Annotated in this window: 18 protein-coding genes and 1 pseudogene; 7 read left to right on the top strand and 12 right to left on the bottom strand. The window is 65.4% G+C overall.

Annotated features, from left to right (window positions below; translation table 11 throughout):
• Window positions 1-132: 132 nt before the first annotated feature.
• The 4 genes from ACNJX8_RS27770 (at window position 133) to ACNJX8_RS27785 (ending at window position 4,479) form a co-directional block, all read left to right on the top strand.
• The gene (locus ACNJX8_RS27770) at window positions 133-2,412 is read left to right on the top strand and encodes a transglycosylase domain-containing protein (protein ID WP_128934942.1); all 2,280 of its coding nucleotides are present in this window, start codon (window positions 133-135) and stop codon (window positions 2,410-2,412) included.
• Between the two features lie 9 nt (window positions 2,413-2,421).
• Entirely contained in the window at window positions 2,422-3,000 is a 579-nt protein-coding gene (locus ACNJX8_RS27775) for a DUF1214 domain-containing protein (protein WP_130214238.1), read from the top strand.
• Window positions 2,997-3,581 (top strand): DUF1254 domain-containing protein, encoded by a 585-nt coding sequence (locus tag ACNJX8_RS27780; protein ID WP_439357433.1) that lies wholly within the window; start codon window positions 2,997-2,999, stop codon window positions 3,579-3,581. Before ACNJX8_RS27775 ends, ACNJX8_RS27780 begins: the two co-directional genes overlap by 4 nt.
• Before the next feature lie 493 nt (window positions 3,582-4,074).
• Window positions 4,075-4,479: a GFA family protein gene (locus ACNJX8_RS27785; RefSeq protein WP_128934945.1), complete on the top strand. Its 405-nt coding sequence runs from the start codon at window positions 4,075-4,077 to the stop codon at window positions 4,477-4,479.
• A 37-nt stretch (window positions 4,480-4,516) separates the two neighbouring features.
• Here ACNJX8_RS27785 and ACNJX8_RS27790 read toward each other — a convergent pair.
• From ACNJX8_RS27790 to ACNJX8_RS27810, 5 genes and pseudogenes are all read right to left on the bottom strand, one after another.
• Window positions 4,517-6,408 (bottom strand): annotated as a pseudogene (locus ACNJX8_RS27790) (TRAP transporter large permease).
• Window positions 6,405-7,430, bottom strand: a complete 1,026-nt coding sequence (locus ACNJX8_RS27795; protein ID WP_439357434.1) for a TRAP transporter substrate-binding protein — start codon at window positions 7,428-7,430, stop codon at window positions 6,405-6,407. The pseudogene ACNJX8_RS27790 and the gene ACNJX8_RS27795 overlap by 4 nt, the downstream one beginning before the upstream one ends.
• 165 nt (window positions 7,431-7,595) lie before the next feature.
• Window positions 7,596-8,606: a transketolase family protein gene (locus ACNJX8_RS27800; protein ID WP_439357435.1), complete on the bottom strand. Its 1,011-nt coding sequence runs from the start codon at window positions 8,604-8,606 to the stop codon at window positions 7,596-7,598.
• Complete coding sequence (locus tag ACNJX8_RS27805; RefSeq protein ID WP_439357436.1) at window positions 8,603-9,448, bottom strand: transketolase; 846 nt, start codon at window positions 9,446-9,448, stop codon at window positions 8,603-8,605. The genes ACNJX8_RS27800 and ACNJX8_RS27805 overlap by 4 nt, the downstream gene beginning before the upstream one ends.
• Before the next feature lie 22 nt (window positions 9,449-9,470).
• On the bottom strand, window positions 9,471-10,232 hold the full coding sequence (locus tag ACNJX8_RS27810) for an SDR family NAD(P)-dependent oxidoreductase (protein ID WP_439357438.1): 762 nt from the start codon (window positions 10,230-10,232) through the stop codon (window positions 9,471-9,473).
• Between the two features lie 136 nt (window positions 10,233-10,368).
• On the opposite strand from ACNJX8_RS27810, the gene ACNJX8_RS27815 reads away from it, so the two are divergent.
• Window positions 10,369-11,256, top strand: a complete 888-nt coding sequence (locus tag ACNJX8_RS27815; RefSeq protein WP_439361990.1) for a LysR substrate-binding domain-containing protein — start codon at window positions 10,369-10,371, stop codon at window positions 11,254-11,256.
• A gap of 70 nt (window positions 11,257-11,326) precedes the next feature.
• On the opposite strand, the gene ACNJX8_RS27820 is transcribed toward ACNJX8_RS27815, so the two are convergent.
• The 4 genes from ACNJX8_RS27820 to ACNJX8_RS27835 form a co-directional block, all read right to left on the bottom strand.
• Window positions 11,327-12,211, bottom strand: coding sequence for a DUF1259 domain-containing protein (locus tag ACNJX8_RS27820; protein ID WP_439357439.1), 885 nt, complete (start codon window positions 12,209-12,211; stop codon window positions 11,327-11,329).
• Window positions 12,212-12,258: 47 nt separating this feature from the next.
• Window positions 12,259-12,492, bottom strand: coding sequence for a hypothetical protein (locus ACNJX8_RS27825; RefSeq protein WP_128934952.1), 234 nt, complete (start codon window positions 12,490-12,492; stop codon window positions 12,259-12,261).
• A gap of 452 nt (window positions 12,493-12,944) precedes the next feature.
• The gene (locus tag ACNJX8_RS27830; protein ID WP_439357440.1) at window positions 12,945-13,706 is read right to left on the bottom strand and encodes a hypothetical protein; all 762 of its coding nucleotides are present in this window, start codon (window positions 13,704-13,706) and stop codon (window positions 12,945-12,947) included.
• 15 nt (window positions 13,707-13,721) lie between these two features.
• The gene (locus ACNJX8_RS27835) at window positions 13,722-13,910 is read right to left on the bottom strand and encodes a hypothetical protein (RefSeq protein WP_439357441.1); all 189 of its coding nucleotides are present in this window, start codon (window positions 13,908-13,910) and stop codon (window positions 13,722-13,724) included.
• Window positions 13,911-14,166: 256 nt separating this feature from the next.
• On the opposite strand from ACNJX8_RS27835, the gene ACNJX8_RS27840 reads away from it, so the two are divergent.
• Complete coding sequence (locus ACNJX8_RS27840) at window positions 14,167-15,144, top strand: DUF2336 domain-containing protein (RefSeq protein WP_439357442.1); 978 nt, start codon at window positions 14,167-14,169, stop codon at window positions 15,142-15,144.
• A gap of 111 nt (window positions 15,145-15,255) precedes the next feature.
• Here the strand turns inward: ACNJX8_RS27840 and ACNJX8_RS27845 are convergent, their stop codons facing one another.
• From ACNJX8_RS27845 to ACNJX8_RS27855, 3 genes are read right to left on the bottom strand one after another with little or no spacing between them, the layout of a single operon-like run.
• On the bottom strand, window positions 15,256-15,600 hold the full coding sequence (locus tag ACNJX8_RS27845; protein WP_128934954.1) for a DUF1491 family protein: 345 nt from the start codon (window positions 15,598-15,600) through the stop codon (window positions 15,256-15,258).
• A 52-nt stretch (window positions 15,601-15,652) separates the two neighbouring features.
• Window positions 15,653-16,354 (bottom strand): peptidoglycan-binding domain-containing protein, encoded by a 702-nt coding sequence (locus ACNJX8_RS27850; protein WP_128934955.1) that lies wholly within the window; start codon window positions 16,352-16,354, stop codon window positions 15,653-15,655.
• Complete coding sequence (locus ACNJX8_RS27855) at window positions 16,347-18,224, bottom strand: PAS domain-containing sensor histidine kinase (protein ID WP_439357443.1); 1,878 nt, start codon at window positions 18,222-18,224, stop codon at window positions 16,347-16,349. Before ACNJX8_RS27855 ends, ACNJX8_RS27850 begins: the two co-directional genes overlap by 8 nt.
• 408 nt (window positions 18,225-18,632) lie before the next feature.
• Between ACNJX8_RS27855 and ACNJX8_RS27860 the strand changes: the two genes are divergently transcribed.
• Window positions 18,633-19,076: a DUF5330 domain-containing protein gene (locus tag ACNJX8_RS27860; RefSeq protein WP_128934957.1), complete on the top strand. Its 444-nt coding sequence runs from the start codon at window positions 18,633-18,635 to the stop codon at window positions 19,074-19,076.
• Window positions 19,077-19,106 lie beyond the last annotated feature (30 nt).

Genomic DNA, 19,106 nt, shown 5'->3' on the forward strand with positions numbered 1-19,106 from the left:
AGAAGGAACAGCAAGTCCCCGAAGGACGCGAACCGGGCGCCTTGGGTTTGCCGCAACATTCCCGCAAGACGTTCCGATGCCGCCCCCGGCCGGGTGCTTGAACGCTTTCGAAGCAAGCCGCAAGGGTTCTAGGTGCGCCAGATCATACCACCGCATTGGAAGCAGAAGGTCCGGAATTTCTTCCTGGATCTCGATGCGCGCATCGATTCCTCGCTGTTCTCCTCGGCCAAGGGCATCCGTGAGCTCTACGAGCGCTACTCGACCTTCATGGACCGGTTCTATGTCGGCCGGTGGAAGCGCTGGGTGTTCATCGAGCCGCTGTCGGAGGCCGCGACCCTCGGCCTCGGCGGCCTGGTCGTGATGCTGACGCTCGCCATCCCCGCCTTCCGCGAGACCGCGGACGAGGACTGGCTGAAGAAGTCCGACCTCGCGGTGACCTTCCTCGACCGCTACGGCAACCCGATCGGCAGCCGCGGCATCAAGCACAACGACTCGATCCCGCTGGAAGATTTTCCTGACGTGCTGATCAAGGCGACGCTGGCGACCGAGGACCGCCGCTTCTACGACCATTTCGGCATCGACATCGCCGGCACGGCGCGTGCCCTCGTCACCAATGCCCAGGCCGGCGGCGTCCGCCAGGGCGGCTCCTCGATCACCCAGCAGCTCGCCAAGAACCTGTTCTTGAGCAACGAGCGCACCATCGAGCGCAAGGTCAACGAAGCCTTCCTCGCGGTCTGGCTGGAATGGCGCCTGACCAAGAACGAGATCCTCAAGCTCTATCTCGACCGCGCCTATATGGGCGGCGGCACCTTCGGCGTCGATGGCGCTGCGCATTTCTACTTCAACAAATCGGCGCGCGACGTGACGCTGGCGGAAGCGGCGATGCTCGCGGGCCTGTTCAAGGCGCCGACGAAATACGCCCCGCACATCAACCTGCCGGCCGCGCGCGCGCGCGCCAACGTCGTGCTCGACAACCTCGTCGATGCCGGCTTCATGACCGAGGGCCAGGTGTTCGGCGCCCGCCGCAACCCGGCCTTCGCGGTCGACCGCCGCGACGAGGCTTCGCCGAACTATTATCTCGACTACGCCTTCGACGAGATGCGCAAGCTGGTCGACACTTTCCCGAAGTCGTACACCGAACGCGTCTTCGTGGTGCGGCTTGCGATCGACACCAATGTGCAGAAGGCCGCCGAAGACGCGATCGAGAACCAGCTGCGCCAGTTCGGCCGCGATTATCACGCGACGCAAGCGGCGACCGTGGTCGCCGATCTCGACGGCGGCATCCGCGCCATGGTCGGCGGCCGCGACTACGGCGCCAGCCAGTTCAACCGCGCCACCGACGCCTATCGCCAGCCCGGCTCCTCATTCAAGCCTTACGTCTACACCACTGCGCTCCTGAACGGCTTCACGCCGAACTCGATCGTGGTCGACGGCCCTGTCTGCATCGGCAATTGGTGTCCGCAGAACTATGGTCACTCCTATTCCGGCTCGGTGACGCTGACGCAGGCGATCACGCGCTCGATCAACGTGGTGCCCGTAAAACTGTCGATCGCGATCGGCCAGAAGGAGCAGCCGAAGGCGCCGAACCCGGCCAAGATCGGCCGGGCCAAGATCGTCGAAGTCGCTCGCCGCTTCGGCCTCAAGGCGCCGCTGCCCGACACGCCGTCGCTGCCGATCGGCTCGGACGAAGTCACCGTGCTGGAGCACGCCGTCGCCTACGCGACCTTCCCGAACCGCGGCAAAGCGGTGACGCCGCATTCGGTGCTGGAGGTGCGCACCGGCGCCGGCGACCTCGTGTGGCGCTGGGATCGCGACGGGCCGAAGCCGAAGCAGGCCATTCCGCCGAACATCGCCGCCGACATGGCGGGCATGATGAGTCACGTCGTCAGCGAAGGCACCGCACGCCGCGCCGCGCTGGACGGCATTCCGACCGCAGGCAAGACCGGCACCACCAATGCGTATCGCGACGCCTGGTTCGTCGGTTACACCGGCAATTTCACCTGCGCGGTGTGGTATGGCAACGACGATTACTCGCCGACCAACCGCATGACCGGCGGCTCGCTGCCGGCGCAGACCTGGCACGACATCATGGTCGCGGCGCATCAGGGCGTCGAGGTCCGGGAGATCCCCGGCATCGGCATGGGCCAGAAGCTGCCGCCGCAGCAGATCGCCAACGCGCAGGCCAATGCGGCGCCGAAGGTGCTGGAGACCAAGCCCGGTCCGCCGCCGGTGCTGACCAAGCGCGGCGCCGACATTCTGGTGCGCGTCGAGAAGCTGCTTGATGATGCGGCCAAGACTGCGAACAAATCGGCGGCCGCCGATACCAAGCCGGCCTCGTCGACGAATGCGCTCGCCTTCCCGCAGAATTATGCGGAAGAGAACGCCAACACCTCTGCCCCGCGCAAGAACTGATCGAAACCCGTGCGGCTGATCCTGATCACATTGACGGCCCTTCTGCTCGCCACCGTCGTCGGCGTCGGCGCGACCTGGATGACGACGACGCGCGGCACCGAGATCGGCGCGCTGACCATCGGCCCCTGGACCGCCCGTCCGCGCACCGGCACGGCCGACGTCGATCCGTATTCACGCGCCACCATCGTGCGCAACGGCGAGCTGCCGATCGGCACCGGCGATGGCGTCGCCTTCACCGCGACCGCCGATGACAAGAAGAAGGCGCTCGACGGCCGCTGTGACGTCGTCGTCTCCGGCGTGACACCGCCGGCGCGGTTCTGGACGCTGACGCTGTACGATCGCAAAGGCCATCTCGTCGCCAATTCGCTTGCCCGCTACGGCTTCACCAGCCAGGAGATCGTGCGCCAGTCCGACGGCTCGTTCGAGATCCGCATCGCCTCGCGCTCGCGCGCCGGCAACTGGCTGCCGACCGGCGGCATCGAGCGCTACGCCTTGATGCTGCGCCTCTATGACACCCCGGTCGGCGTTGCCACCCGTACCCAGCGCGATGCGCCGATGCCTACGATCACGACGGTGGGCTGCTCATGATCCGGCTGCTGTTCACCATCCTTGCCGGCATCGTTTTGGGCCTCGTGGTCCATCTCGTCAGCGTGCTGGCGCTGCCGCGGATCGCGACCCAGGATGCCTATTCGCGGCTGACGCCGATGACGAAGGTGAACGCCGTCACCCAGCTGCCCCTCGCCGATCCGCAGACCTCGCCGATGCCGTTCATGGACCCGGCCTTTGCGCTCGCGATCTGCCGCTACGATCTGTCGGGCGGTCCGATCAAGCTGGCCGTGCCGGTGAGCCAGGCCTACACCTCGGTGTCGTTCTACACCCGCAACGAGATCGCCTATTACGCCATCAACGACCGCTCGGCGGGCCGCAAGGTGATCGAGCTCGACCTGATGACGGAAGCGCAGCACAACGAGCTGCCCGAGGACGAGGAGGTCACCGCGGCCGACCGGCTGATCATTGACTCCCCTGCTACCACCGGCCTGATCGTGATGAAGGCGCTCGCCCCCGAGCCCGGCCTGATGCAGCAGGCGCAGGCGACGCTTCAGGCTGCGACCTGCGCCCCGCAGACCGAGCCGCCCGCCAAGGCCGAAGCGCCGCGCGGCCGGCGTTGAAGCGGGCCGCTTCGGCGGTGCAACACAAAAAAGTGCGAAAACAACCCCATGCACAGTAGCGGGGCATTGAAATAGTTGGGCTATCCGACCACCCAAAAACCGACGCTGCGGACTCGCATCAAGAATTCGGAAATTTGACACGTCGGGCAAAACACCGGCATACTGGCATCATCGAGAGTTCGTCACACCCGCGCGGAGCAGTCCGTCGCGGGTGTTTTCATGTGGGAGCAGAGGTTGAACGAGCTGGACCGGACACCGCTTAGCCATACTCGGCAGGTCTTTTCAGTCTGCTGACACCGCGCTCATTCCGATGGCCCATGGCGAGCCGACCGCTCCTGACGCGATCGTCGGCATATGGGAAGCGGACGACGGCACCGTAAAGCTCGACATGGCTGTCAGGCGGCAGTAGGACGCAATCGCAAATCGATTGCGCCGTTGAAGCAGCAAGCCTCGAGGGCTATCGATCGGCGATGCCTTCAATCGGGAGGAACGCATGAGCACCATCACCGGCGGCTGTCACTGCGGCGCAATCCGTTATCAGATCGAAGGCGAGATGATCGTGCACGCACTGTGCCACTGCCGCGATTGCAGGCTTCACGCCGGCGCGCCGGTGGTCGGCTGGACGATGTACGCGGAGAATGCCGTCAAGGTGACCAAGGGTGAGCCCAAGGCGTACCGGTCTTCGGAACATGTGCGGCGGCACTTCTGCGCTGACTGCGGAACCGGCCTGTTCTATGTCAATGCCAGCATGCCTGGGATTATCGACGTCCAGAGCGCGACCTATGACGATCCCGATTCCGTCCCGCCGACGATGCAGATCCAGGTCGCCGAGCGGCTTCGCTGGATGGAGCATGCGCACGAACTGCCGGCGTTCGACCGCTTTCCCCCGCAGCCGTAGCGGCAAGCCGCGACACGCGCCGACAAGATCTCCCGCATCACAGGAACCCGGTCGAAATCCACGGGATCGCGGCGACCACCAGCGTGCCGATCAGCAAGGCCACGATATAGCCGACGATCGGCTTGATGCCTTCGTCGGGACTGATGCGGCTGATCGCGCATGCTGCATAATAGCCGACCCCGAATGGCGGGGCGAACAGGCCGATGCCCATCGCGAGAACGACGACCATCGCATAGTGCACCTCGTGCACGCCGACCTGGCGGGCGATCGGAAACAACAGCGGCCCGAACAGCACGATCGCCGGAATGCCTTCGAGCACGCTGCCGAGAATGACGAAGGCCACGATCGTCACGCCGAGGAAGACCGGCGTTCCGCCCGGTAGCGCGGTCATGAACTTGGCGAGCGATGCGGAGAAGCCCGATTGCGTCAGGGCCCATGCCATTCCGGTCGCGGCGCCGATGATCAGCAGGATCGCGCCGGACAGCGACGCGGTCTCCGCCAGCATCGGATAAAGCCGGCGCCAGGAGAACTGGCGGTAGATCAGGAGCCCGGTGAGAACCGAATAGACGATGCCGATGGTCGACACTTCGGTCGCGGTCGCGACGCCCTCGACCACCGCGGCGCGGATGACGAAGGGCAGCGCCATGGCCGGAATTGCGATGACGAAGGCGCGGCCGATCTCCCTCCCCGTCGCGCGCTTCACATGCGACAGATCTTCGCCGCGATATCGCCACCAGACGACGGAGCAGAGACCGATCGCCAGCACGATGCTAGGCAGCAGACCGCCGGTGAACAGCGCCGCGATCGACACGCCGGTGACCGAGCCGATCGTGATCAGCACCAGCGACGGCGGAATGGTCTCGGTCTGCGCTCCGGTTGCCGCAAGAAGCGCGACGAGATCGCCGGGCTTGGCGCCGCGCTTGGTCATCTCGGGGAGCAAGACCGGCGCCACTGCCGCCATGTCGGCCGCCTTCGACCCCGAGATGCCCGACACCAGGTACATCGCCCCGACCAGGACATATGCAGGCCGCCGCGCACGTGGCCGAGCAGGCTGGCGAGAAAGCCGACCATGGCCCGCGCCATGCCGGTCATTTCGATCAGCAGGCCGAGGAACACGAACAGAGGCACGGCCAGCAGGATCAGATGGCTCATGCCTTCGTCCATCCGTCCGATGATGACCACATCAGGCGTGCTCGTCGTCAACGTCAGATAGCCGACGGTGGCAAGGCCAAACGCGAACGCGATCGGCACCGCCGCCAGCACCATGGCGCCGACGATGACCACGAAGAAGATGAGCAGGTTCAGATTGCCGAGCGGTTTCAGCAGCGGCGCCGCGAGCACAAGCGCAGCGATGACGCCGGCGACGAGCGCCACGGCCGCGAGCAAGCTTCGCAGTCCCGCGATGCGAACGAGCCGCAGCACCGCCGCGACCAGCATCAATCCGATGCCGACGGGCAATGCCGCGGCACGCCAGCTGTTGACGATCTCGAGCGCCGGCGTCGTGACGAACACCTCGTCGGCCGCAAATTCGTAGGCGGGATGGATCACCAGCAGCAGGAATGCCAGTGACGCCGCGGCGGCAACGACATCCAGGAATGCGCGCGCATCGGCGCGGAGCATGCCGATGACGGCCGTCATCCGCATGTGCTCGCCGCGCTGGAAGGCGATCACAGATCCCAGCATGGCGAGCCACAGGAACAGGATGCCGGCGAGCTCGTCGGCCCAGATGATCGGGGCATGAAACACGTATCGGCCGACAATGCCGGCCGACAGCACGACAATCTCGGCCAGCACCAGGAGTGCGGCCGGGATCGCAACCACATGACCAAGCAGCTTGTTGGCCCTGACGGCCCACAGGCGCACACCAGATTGAGGTGCCGCGACAGCGGCACCTTCGTCGATGTTGGGCGTATGGTTGACGGCCGTCATGACAGCTTGCCCGCCGCTTTCTCGAGCTGCGCCCAAGCCTCTTCGCCGAACTTGCCCTTCCAGTCGGCGTAGAAGCTCGTCTTGGCGAGCGCCTGCCGGAACGCGCCGCGGTCGACCTCGATGAACTGCATGCCCTTGGCGGTCAGATCCGCGCGCAGCGAGTCGCTCAGCTTCGCGATGTCGGCGCGCTCGTCCTTGGCCGAGCGATCGAACTCGCGCGTCACGATCGCCTGCACGTCCTTCGGCAATTTCGCGAAGGCGCGCCTGTTGCCGAGGATCCAATAATTGTCCCAGACATGACCGGTCAGGGAGCAGGTCTTCTGCACCTCGTAGAGACGGGCGGTCGCGATGATCGGCAGCGGGTTCTCCTGCCCGTCGACCACCTTGGTCTGGAGCGCCGAGTACACTTCGTTGAAATTGATCGGCGCAGGTCCTGCACCGAGGGCCTGGAACAGCGAGGTCAGATTGGGAGCGGCCGGCACGCGCAACTTGAAGTTCTTCAGGTCCTCCGGTGTCCTGATCTCGCGGCCCGACGAGGTGACGTGACGGAAGCCGTTGTCCCATGGGCTCGACACCGCCATGATCGGCGTCTTGGCGATTTGTGCGCGGATATAGGCGCCGAGCTCGCCATCCATCGCCTTCCAGACCGCGTCATAGCTCGTGAAGAGAAAGCCGAGATTGACGATGCCTGCGGCCGGGACCAGGGTCGCGAGAATCAGGGACGACAGGTTGAAGAACTCGACGCCGCCGTTGCGCACCTGCGTCAGGAGATCGGTGTCTGAACCGAGCTGGTTGGCCGGAAACAGGTTGATCTCGAGCCGGCCGCTCGTCGCCTCGCGAATGCGGTCGATCGCCTCTTTTGCGCGAACGTTGACCGGATGGGTCGGGTCCTGCCCCGTCGCGAGCTTGTAGGTGAACTCCGCCGCCGACGCCGGGCGCGTGAGAACGGCACACAACGGCACGGCGACGCCTGCCATCAGCAATCTGCGACGGCTGAGGGTGGTCGGCTTGCGCAAGGTCATCGTTTCCTCCTGTTGAGCATGGATTGATGTGCAGCGACGGCTTCCGCCACCAGCTGTTGCTGCTGGCCGGCTCTCGATGCGCCGGCATTGGACAGCGGCTCTCGTTCTCCACAGCGTTGCCGCGAAGCATGTCGATCTGGTCAGTTACGAAAGGTGGCCGCTGCGTTAGCGCAGCCACTCCTTGATCTGCCGCGTCACTTCCGCGGTCGAGATGCCGTAGCGGTCGTGCAGGGTCGGAAGCGCGCCGGCGGCGAGAAATTCGTCGGGGAGCCCAATCTGCCGGAACGCCGGGTGAACACCCGCGCGCATCAGCAGCGCAGCGACGGCTTCGCCGAGACCGCCGATCACGGTGTGGTTCTCGGCGACCACGACCAGGCGGCCGAGCTTGCCCGCTTCGCGCAGAATCGTCTCGGTGTCGAGCGGCTTGATCGTGGGCACGTGCAGGACGGCCGCATTGACACGATCGTCCTGGAGGGACTGGGCCGCCTCCAGTGCACGCATGGTCATGATGCCCGAAGAGATGATCAGAATGTCGGTGCCATCGCGTAGCAGCGCCGCCTTGCCGAGCTCGAAACGGTAACTGTACTCGTCGAGCACCAGCGGCACCTGGCCGCGCAGCAGGCGCATATAGACCGGTCCGCGATGCGCGGCGATGGCCGGAACGATCTGCTCGATTTCGTGGGCATCGCAGGGATCGATCACCGTCATGTTGGGCATCGCGCGGAATAGCGCGAGGTCCTCGGCGGCCTGATGGCTCGGCCCGTAGCCCGAGGTCAGGCCAGGCAGCGCACAGGCGATCTTCACATTGCGGTCTTCTTCCGCGATGGTCTGGTGGATGAAGTCGTAGGCGCGGCGCGAGGCGAACACCGCATAGGTGGTGGCGAACGGCATGAAACCTTCGGCGGCGAGACCCGAGGCTGCGCCGAACAGAAGCTGCTCGGCCATGCCCATCTGATAGTAGCGATCCGGAAAGGCCTGCGCGAAGATGTGCAGATCGGTGTATTTGCCGAGATCGGCTGTCATGCCCAAGACGTCTTCGCGGCTGCGGGCAAGCTCGACCAGCGCATGCCCGAACGGCGCCGGCCTGGTGCGCTGCCCTTCCGCCGCAATCGAGGCGATCATGGCCGACGTCGTCAGCCGCGGCTTCCCGGACGGTGTCGATCCCACGGACTTCATGACTGCTCTCCCGCGTTCAGCGCCGACAGCGCCAGCTGCCATTCATGCGGCTCGACGCGAATGAAATGATTCTTCTCACGCTGCTCCAGGAAAGGAACGCCCTTGCCCATCAACGTGTCGGCGACGATCATGCGGGGCTTTGGCTCGGGATGCGCCATCGCGGCATCGAAGGCGCCCACCACCGCGTCGAGATCATTGCCGTCGACACGCTGCACAAACCAGCCGAACGCCTCGAGCTTGTCGACCAGCGGCTCGAAGCCCAGCATCTGCTTCGATGGACCATCGGCCTGCTGATTGTTGACGTCGATGATCGCGATCAGATTGTCGAGCTGGTGGTGAGCCGCCGACATGATGGCCTCCCATTTGGAGCCCTCGTCCAGCTCGCCGTCGGAGAACAGCGTGAAGATGCGCGACGCCGACCGCTTGCGCTTCAGCCCGAGCGCCATGCCGACGGCGACGCCAAGACCAAGGCCGAGCGAGCCACCCGACATCTCCATGCCCGGCGTATAGGACGCCATGCCGGACATCGGCAGTCGGCTCTCGTCGAAACCGTAGGTTTCGAGTTCGGCCTCGGGAATGATCCCGGCCTCGATCAAGGCTGCATAGAGCGCGATCGCATAGTGCCCGTTCGACAGCAGGAAACGGTCGCGGCCTTCCCAGGCGGGATCTTCGGCGCGAAAACGCATGGCGTGAAAATATGCCACAGCCAAGACGTCGGCGATGTCGAGCGCCTGCGCGATATAGCCCTGGCCCTGGACCTCGCCCATCAGCAGGGCGTTGCGGCGGATGTTGCGGGCGCGCTGTGCAAGCGTCGGCGCGTTTGCGAGCGTTGGTGTTGCCATGATCGTCTCTCCCCTCCTCCGCTCAGTGGATCAGCATGCCGCCGTTGACGTCGATGACGGCGCCGGTCACGTAGGCCGAGAGGTCGGAAGCGAGGAAGGTGTAGATGCCGGCGACATCAGCGGCCTCGCCGAGCCGGCCGAGCGGAATGCCTTCGAGGATCTTCGCTCGCATCTCGTCCGTGAGCTTGCCCGCGGTGATGTCGGTGCCGATCAGGCCGGGCGTCACGCAGTTGACGCGGATGCCGTCGGGCCCGAATTCGCGCGCCATCGCCTTGGCGAGACCGAGCACGCCGGCCTTCGCCGCCGAATAATGCGGTCCGCCGAAGATGCCGCCGCCGCGCTGGGCGGAGACCGACGAGATGCACGCGATCGAACCGCTTCTGCGCTTCTGCATGTGCGGGATCACGGCCTGCGACAGGAACAGGATGCCCTTGAGGTTGACGTCCTGGATGCGGTCCCAATCTTCCGGCTTGATGTCGAGAAGTTTTACGGGCTGGGTCACGCCGGCATTGTTGATGAGGATGTCGATCCGGCCGAATCTCGCGATCACCGCTTCGACTGCCTTGATGCAGGCCTGCTTGTCGGCGACGTTGCACGCAACGCCGAGATGCGGCTCGCCAGCGACCGGTTCGAGGCCGCTCGCGGCGTCTTCCGCGGCCGCACCATCGATGTCGAGAATGGCGACCTGGGCTCCCTCGGCCGCAAAGCGGCGGGCGGTTGCAAGGCCAATGCCTCGCGGAGAGGCCGCTCCGGTGATGATGGCTGTCTTGCCGCGTAGCAGCATTGTGGTCCTCCCTGATTGGCTGTTGCCTGGCACCCGACGGCGCCGCCGTTCTTGACCCGTTTGATTATGCGGCAGCGCGCTTTCGGACAAACGCGCTGTTGTCTTGCATGGGTGAATTTGGTTCACTTGTCGGATGCTGCTGTCCAGTATCCCGATATCGTCCATCCGCGCCTTCGAGGCGGCCGCCCGCACCGGCTCGTTCCGGGACGCGGCGAACGAGCTGCATCTCACTCCGAGCGCGGTCAGCCACGCCATCCGCAAGCTCGAAAGCGCGATGAGCACCGTCCTGTTCGAGCGCAGCGCCCGGGCGGTGCGGCTGACGCCGGCGGGCGAGAACCTGATGCGTCATGCCGGCGCCGCGTTCGACAATCTGCGCCGAGGTATCGAGGAGGTCGCAGGCCGCGGCCCGCAATTGCTGCGGGTGCACTGCGCACCGAGCTTCGCTGCCCAGTGGCTCGCCCCGCGGCTCGCCCGCTTCATGGCCGCCGAGCCCAAGCTCGAGGTTCGGCTCGCCGCCAACACGGAATATGCGAGGTTCAGCAACGACGATTTCGACATCGACATCGTCTACGGCCAGCCGAGGGCCGAGGGAGTCGAGATCATTCCGCTGGGCGAAGAGACCGTGACGCCGCTCTGCACGCCCGAGCTCGCGAAGAAAATCCGCAAGCCGAAAGACCTGCTCGACCAGGTATTGATCCGCTCGGACGTCAAGCAGGTGCAGTGGCATCAATGGTTCACGGCCAACGGTCTCGAAGCGCCGGCCATCCACGGCATGCGCTTCGATCGCAGCTTCCTGGCGATCGCGATGGCGTCGAGCGGACTTGGCGTGACGCTGGAATCAACGCGACTCGCCGAACGCGAGATTGCGACCAAGCTGTTGGTGGCGCCACTTGCCAGACGTTCCACCGACATTCGCTATGTCGGCCATCATCTGGTCTTTCCCCGCGCTGGCCAGCAGCGTCGGGCGATCCGCGCCTTTACCGAGTGGATCACGCGCGAGCTTGCGGCCGGCCGCTCGGCTTGAGCGATAGGCGCGGCCACGATGGCGGCAGTCGTCACGCGCGGCGAGCGATAATCACCAGCTCGGCTTCGCGTCAGCTTTTCGTGCTGGCGGTCTTGTCCAGCGCCGCCCGCAAGCCCTCAGCAAGCTTGACGGCATCGTCGTTTGCCCAGAAATGCATGAAGAAGAGCCGTGGCTGCTCGTCCAGCATGTGACTATGCAGCGCCGTCACCTCGATGCCGTGCGTCCGCAGCGCCACGATTACCGGGTTCACCTCGTCGCTGGTGAGGACGAAGTCGCCGGTGATGGCCGCCTTGCCGCCGCCGGTCGGCTGGAAGTTGATGGCGATCGCAACACCCATCGGGCCGACGGGGGTCAGCGTCATGCCGTCTTCCGTGATCGGGTCGCGCCGCTTGACGTTGAACTGGTAGACGCCGCCATTGCCCTGCCCTTTGACGCCGATGATCTGGTCGAGCTTCGCCGTGTCGAGATCGATCGCAGGCGGGTTGCCCGCCGCCGCGACCGTCAGGGGGGTTTTGCTTTCGGCGAGGGCATCGTGGATTGCCGAGGCCAGCTTGACGGCATCGCCATGTCCGGCGACGTGCATGTAGAAGGTCGCCGGGCTCGCGCGCAGGAGATGATTGTGCACGGCGGTGATCTCGATACCGCTCGCGATCATCTTCGCCATCACAGGATTGATCTCGGTCTCGAGGAGCACAAGGTCACCCATGACCATGGCACCGCCATGCGCAGGCTTGAACGCGAGCCAGCCGCCAAGCGCGAGCGCCGGCTTGATCGTGACTCCGTCCAACGTCACGGTGAGATCGCTACGAGGGAAGCCGTAGCGGTGGACATCGTCCGCAACACTGGGCTTCCGGCCCAGCGTTTCGTCGACCTTCTTCCAGTCAACATCCTGCGCATGAGCGCTCGCGATGAAGCAGGCACTGACGCCGATCAGCGCCGAGATCGTCTTTCGCATTGATCTACTCCTTGAGCTTGGTTTCAGGCTCTCGCGCCCCCAAGGGTTCACTTCTGCTCCTTGATCTGTCCGCTACTGTCCACGACGAGCCGCACGTCCTTGCCGTTCTTCACGGCCTTTGCGGTCGTGCCCTCGGCGGTCGACTTGATGTCGCTGACCTGCGAATAGCCGGCGGCCTGGAGTTTGGCGACGAACTCCTCCTGTGTCAGCGCATGTGCGCTCGAGAGCCCGCCTGCAGTCGCCAGAAGCAGGACTGCTTGAAAGATCGCTGGTGTACGCATGATCGTTCTCCCGGTGGTATTCCCCGCCCCAGGTGAAGCCCGCTCAGTGACATCGTCTCCGGACAAAGGCCACGACGCGCAACAGGGTACCAGCACGCGATGCCCTCGCCTATCGCGTGTCGGCGCGGCGCGCCGATCAGTCGGGACAATTTGTGGGACGGCCTGGAGGTTGAAGATGGTTTGGAGGTCGAAAATGACATGCTGCGTCCCTGGTGAAGATCAGGACGCGATTCTTCGGCATGTCGCCTCGCGGGGGGATCGCAGAACCCCCGTCACCGCAAATAGAAACCGTGATGGCAGAGCTGTCAATCCGAGCTTTACCCTCAAATCGCCACCGCGCGTCACGAAGAGTTCACCGTCGAACGGAACCGCAAACCACCAGCTCGAAACGACTGGAGGATCTCACCTACATTGCCGGCGTTGAGGCGTGTAAGTCGAGCGGGCTTGCGCGCTCAGCCCTTCGAGACCACCGCGCGGCCGTAAGGCGGCTGCGCTGCGACCGGCGGGTTGGCGGTCTGGGCTGCGAGCTCGCCGATCAGGCGGTCGGCGTCGGCGGCCATGCCGTCGGGAGCCTGGATCACCAGCCGCTCCAGCGCCCAGCGATAGGACGAGACGCGCTGCTCCAGGCACTGCTGCACCCACTGCACGATCAACGAGTTCTCCTGCATGCGCGCGACCGCGTCGTCCCTCTCTCTTGGCGAGAGCGCGGAGACGCGCGCCATGCTGGCATCGCGCTTCCTGTCGAGATCGATGACGCGGATTGCGCTGGCGAAGAACGGCTCGAAACGGGTGATGTCGTTGCGCACGTCCTCGATCAGCTGCGCATAGCGCGCGGAATGCGAGCGGTGCGGCTCGTCGATCAGCGTGCGTCCATACATGGTGCGGTCGAACACGATCTTCTGCCGCCAGGGCGAGGGCAGCGGCTTGTAGTCGCCGAACACGCTCTTCCACGCCGGGCGCGACAGCGGCGGCTCGATCATGGGATAGGCGAGATCGCGGAGCTGGCGTTCTTCGTCGGTGAGCTGGAATTGCGAGGGCTTCAGGCCGACGCTGGAGGTAACCTCCGCCCCTAACCAGCGATGCATGTCGTCGCTGCGCATGTCGGCGCGGGTGCGGCCGAAATCACCGCCGCTACAGGCGCCGAGCGCAGCGCCAAGCAGCGCGAGCAGGACGGCCGATACGAAGGGCCGGATCTGGCGGATGGTGTCCGGCATTGCAAAAGCCTGAAGTCAGCGGCGGCGACGACGGCGCCCCGGCGCTGTGCCCTGCTCCGGCCCACGATCGCCGCTGGTTTCGTCCGCCTCGCGCTCGATACGGATCGCCGGGAGGATCAGAACCGTTCCCGTTTCCGTGCGCGGTGCGGCATCCCCCGACGAGCCTGCCCGGCGACCGGCCGGAAATTCGATGATCGTCCCCATATCCAGCTCTCTATCAATTGCCGTGCGACCAAAGGCGCTTCATGCAACATGCATTCATTAAGATCAGTTATGGTTAACGGGATGTAAACGCCCTTTCCGGACCGTAACCGCACGGAGCGTGCCGCGCCGTCCCGTTGCGGCACGACAACGCCTTAAATTGCCGGGCCGGCTTCACGCCTCATTTTCCTTAACGAGGCTTTAAAAGAACCTGCGATAGGCTCGCGACAAGGATCTCTCCCGAGTTGCGTACGCCTCCATGACCAAGTCGCTGTTTCCCGGATTCGACGGGCTGATGACCCTCTCTCGTCGCGAAGGCGTCGACATCCGCCCGACGCTGCTGCGCGTGCTGACCGATCTCTATGTGCAGACGCGCGTCCACAGCGACGACGAACAGCGGCAGTTCGTCGAGCTCGCCACGCGATTGATCGACCAGGTCGACGACGCGACGCGCGCGGCCGTCAAGGCGCGGCTTGCGGTCTATCCGACGACGCCGGTCCCGATCCTCCAGAAGCTCGGACTGGTCGCCGCCCAGGAAGGCCGCAGGGTTCCGCTGGCGCGAGAGATTCCCACCTCGCCGCCGGCACCCGCCCCGGCCCGCACGCCCACCGAGGCCGAGCAGCGGCTGGCTTCGAACATGGCGATGCAGCCGAAGGATGCCGCCGAGATCCACGACATGTTCTTCCGCGCCGGCACCTCCGAGCGCGCGCTGATCCTGCACAATCTGGCGCAGACGCCGCTCAAGGCCGCGCCGCGGATTCCGACCATGCGCGCCAAGCGCGCGATCCAGATCCTGGAGATGGCGGCGATCGCGGGCGACATCGAGAACTTCACCTTCGAGCTCGGCGACAGCCTGATCCTGCCCTCACGCGTCGCGGCCCAGATCGTCGACGATGCCGGCGGCGAGGCGCTCGCGGTCGCCGCGCGCGCTCTCGACATGCCGAGCCCGGTGTTCCAGCGCATCCTCTTGTTCTTCAAGCCGGAGATCGGGACCTCCGTGAACGACGTGTACCGGCTGTCGCGGCTCTATGACCGCCTCAGCGACCGCTCCGCGCTGGTGATGCTGGCGGCCTGGCGCGGCTCGACGCTCGCGGTGACCCGCGCAAAGTACCAGGCCTCGCTACATGACGGCGAACGCCAGCGTGCACGTGCCGGTGCGAGCCACACCCGGCCGGGCGTGCAGCCGGGCACGAGCCCGACGGTGCGCAGGGGCACCGGCGGATCGTCGGATCGCTAGAAGATTTAGATTGGTTTGTCGCTGAGAAGGCGGTGCGCTCCCTCTCCCGCAAGCGGGAGAGGTTAAGAGCCTGCGGGCTGATCGTGGCAAACAACGGCTATCGCGCCCGCATCACGCCCGCGCCAGCTCGAGAAAATGCCGGCCCGCGCGGTCCTCGGTCTCGACGATCCAGGCGTCCGGATCGAAGCGGATTTCCTTGGTCAGCCGCTCCTCGATGGTGTGCTCCGGCAGAGGCTGCGGCGCGACCGGCACGAAGAAGCGATCGACCGGACGGCCGTCGTCATAGACCGCCTGCGGCGCCGGCGTATACAGCATCGCATTGCCGTCGAGCAGCGAGACCTTCACGAACACCGCGCCCGCCTCCTCGGCGCCGCGGCGGCGCACCGCGCCGAACACGCCTTCGGTCTGGCAGCGACGCAAATAGGCCGCCACCCATATGTTGGATTTCAAACGCATGAATCCGACGATAGGCCAGCGCGCGGTCTCACGCCAGCCTCAGCTCGTGCGGCTATTCGACGGGATGACCGATCGCGGCCGCGAGCTCGCGCAGCAGGCGGTCTGAGACCTGGCCGGTGACCTGCATCTTGTGCTCGCGCTCGAATTTCTGGATCGCGGACTGGGTCTCGCCGCTCATCGTGCCCGTGATCTTCAAATTCCCGTAGCCATATTCGGACAGCGCGCGCTGCACGCCGGTGATACGTCGCGCGGCTGGGCTCTGCACCGGGATCGGCGCCGGCGGACGCAGGGCCGAGGGCGGCGTCGAGGTCGTCGCCTTGACCAGATTGGTCATCGGATCGTTCGAGCGCGTCGAGGCGGTCGCCTCGACCGGCCTTTCGGGCGGCTTCTCGGCGGCGCGCTCGGCAGGTTTGGGCTCGGTGCGAAACTCCGTCGCGCGCGGCTCGAGCGGCGACGTCTCGGCGCCAACGGGACGCGGACGCGGCAAGGGGTTCGCCAGCGGCACGGACGACGGCGCGGGTAGATTGATCACCGTGCCGAACATCGGCGCGGGATGCCGGCCGGTCTGCAGGAACAGCGCATTGGCAACGATCGCACCGATCGCGGCGACGGCGACGAGGCCGGCCAGCGTATCCTTGGGGCTATGCAGCAGCACGCGCATGACGAGGTTGCGCTCGGTCTCGACGTCGATGACCGCCGCCTTGGCACCACGACGGCGCGGAGCGGCTTCGCCCTTTGCAGACTTCTTAGGCACTTTTCTTCACCAGCGCAGGTTGGTCGTGAGATTCTTCGTGAAGTTGGTCGTGAGATTCTTCGTGAGATTGGTTGTGAGATTCCTGGCGCAGCACCGGCATCAGCGTCGCGATCTTGCTCTCCGCCGGCTTGGCCTGCGGCGGCGTGTAGACGAGCGGCAGCTTGACGGTGACGGCGGTGCCCTCGCCTAACCTGCTTTGTACCGTCAATTCGCCGAGATGCAACGCTATGAGGCTCTTCACGATCGAAAGCCCGAGGCCGGTGCCTTCGTGACGGCGCTGATAGGTCTTGCCGGCCTGGAAGAACGGCGCGCCGATGCGCTTGAGATCGTCGGGCGCGATGCCGACGCCGGTGTCGCTGATGCGCAGCGCGAGCTGCGAACCCGACACCGCCGCCGTCACGGTGACCTGGCCGCCGCGCTCGGTGAACTTGATCGCGTTGGCGACGAGATTGAGCACGATCTGCTTGAAGGCCCTGGGATCGCCGGTCATGACAGGCAGATCCTGCGGCGCATCGGTGATGAGGTCGATGCCGTTCTCCCGCGCCTTCAGTGCCAGCAAATTGCAGCAATGCATCAGCGAGGCGCGCGGCGCGAACGGCTCCGAGGCAATCTCGAAATTGCCAGATTCCATCTTGGACATGTCCAGGATGCCGTTGACGACCGACAGCAAATGCTGGCCGGACTCGTTGATGAGCTGGGCATATTCCTTGCGCTGGGCCGCTCCCAGCATCAAAGTCTGCTCCTGCGCGATCATCTCGGAGAAGCCGATGATGGCATTGAGCGGCGTGCGCAGCTCGTGGCTCATGGTGGCGAGGAAGCGCGTCTTGGCGGCGTCGGCCGCCTCGGCGGCGCTGCGGGCCTGATCGAGCGCCTGCTCGGCAAGCTTGCGGTCGGTGATGTCGCGCATCACGGCGACGACTTCGGCCTCGCCGGCGACGTCGCGAACCCTGTCTGGGTCGAGCGGGCGGCAACGCATCCCGACCCAGATGAAGTCGATCTGGCCGCGCTCGGAGCCGGCAGGTTCCCGCCGCAGCCGGAACTCGACGCTGCACACGTCGCCGCGCGCCGCGTCCGATAAAGCCGTGAGATAGGCCGGGCGATCGCCGACGTGCACGCGATCGAACAGGCCGTGACCAAGCAGTTGCGTGACCGGCATGCCGAGCATGGTCTCCGCCGCCGGCGAGATGAACTGCACCGCTCCGTTGCGCTGATGCCGCGAGATGACGTCGCTCATGTTGCGCGCGAGCAGGCGATAGCGCTCTTCCTCGCGTGACAGCAGCGCAGCGCTGGTGCGCGCGAGCGATTCCGCGCCGAAGGCGAGGCCCGCGGCGTAGAGCGTCGCCGAGGCGACGCCGAGCGCCATCAGCACGCCGCGTTCTGTGGCGCTCGGCAGGTCGATCGGCAGCCAGCCGAGCTGGCTGACGAGGATCAGGATCCCGGCACAAGACAGCGCGAGCAGCGAGGCGAAGGCCGCGACGCGGCGCGAGGCCGACAGCGCGGCTTCGAGCGGAACCACGACCAGCCAGATCGCGGCAAAGGATTCGATGCCGCCGGTGGTGGCCGCCACCGCCATGATCAGGCCGGCAAGCGCCAACGACGACAGCACATGCGCGCCTTCATAGCGACCGGTGCGCGACAGGAACCAGGACAATAGGATCGGCGCGATCAGCCAGGCGAAGGCGGCGACCTCGATCGCGCTCGGCGCGCCGCGCAGGACGAGATAGATCGGGAATGCGGCGAAGGCGGCCAGGCTGCCAAGCAGCCGCGGCGCCATGAAGGCACGATGGCGCGCTCGCGTCAGCGCATCGTAACGCGCGGAGGGATGCAGCAGCGCATCGAGACAATCGCGGATGATACTCAAAACGGTCACGGGTCTCGCGCTTCGGCTCAATCGTCTTTAGAAGACGCGCCGGAACGCCTCCTTATCGTTGAGCCACCGTGTCAGAGCGACCTTAAACGAGTGCTAAGGCGGCGCGGCGTGCGGCCGGACACCGCGGCATCGCGGGGCTTTTTAGACGATTTGGCGACGTCTTCGCTGCGGATGGTGAACACAGAGTTTCACTCTCCTCGGCATGGTTTCGAATTGGTGGATCCGGGGCGCCAGCAGAATCACGGGCGCGGGCGTCAATCGAAAATTTACGAGACCGTCGATCCCGAAGATTTTTGCGTAAATTTTCCGCGAATTAAGCTCAAGGCAATCACTTGCGATTTATCGAGGGTTGCTAGGTCCGACATCCGCGGAGATCGCCGCGGCGGGATCGAACGTACAGGTCGCAAGATGCGCTTTCTGCTCCGCATCACATTCTGGCTCGGGCTGGTGCTGGTGCTGCTGCCGCGGGACAAGACGCCCGAATCGGAGAAGCTGCCGCAGATCGGCGCCGCCGATGCGGTGCAGGCTGCGACCGCAGCCGTCTCCGACGTGACCCAGTTCTGCAAGCGCCAGCCGGCGGCCTGCGAGGTCGGCGGACAGGCCGCGACCATCATCGGCCAGCGCGCCCAGGACGGCGCGCGCAAGATCTACCAGATCATCAACGACAAGAAAGAGCAGATCACCAACGAGAAGAACGACAAGAACGACAAGACGGACAAGAAGGCGCCCGACCATACCGGCTCGATCGCGCTGGCCGGCGAAGGCGATGCCGTTGCGAGCGAGGCGCCGCGCGACACCCTGACCCAGGACGACCTCGCGCTGGAATGGCGCGGACCTGCGGCCGCAAATTAGCCCCAAACCCTATCGATTTCGCGGCTTCGC

Origin of the sequence: Bradyrhizobium sp. SPXBL-04 (assembly GCF_051853035.1) — a bacterium.
Lineage (GTDB): Bacteria > Pseudomonadota > Alphaproteobacteria > Rhizobiales > Xanthobacteraceae > Bradyrhizobium > Bradyrhizobium zhanjiangense.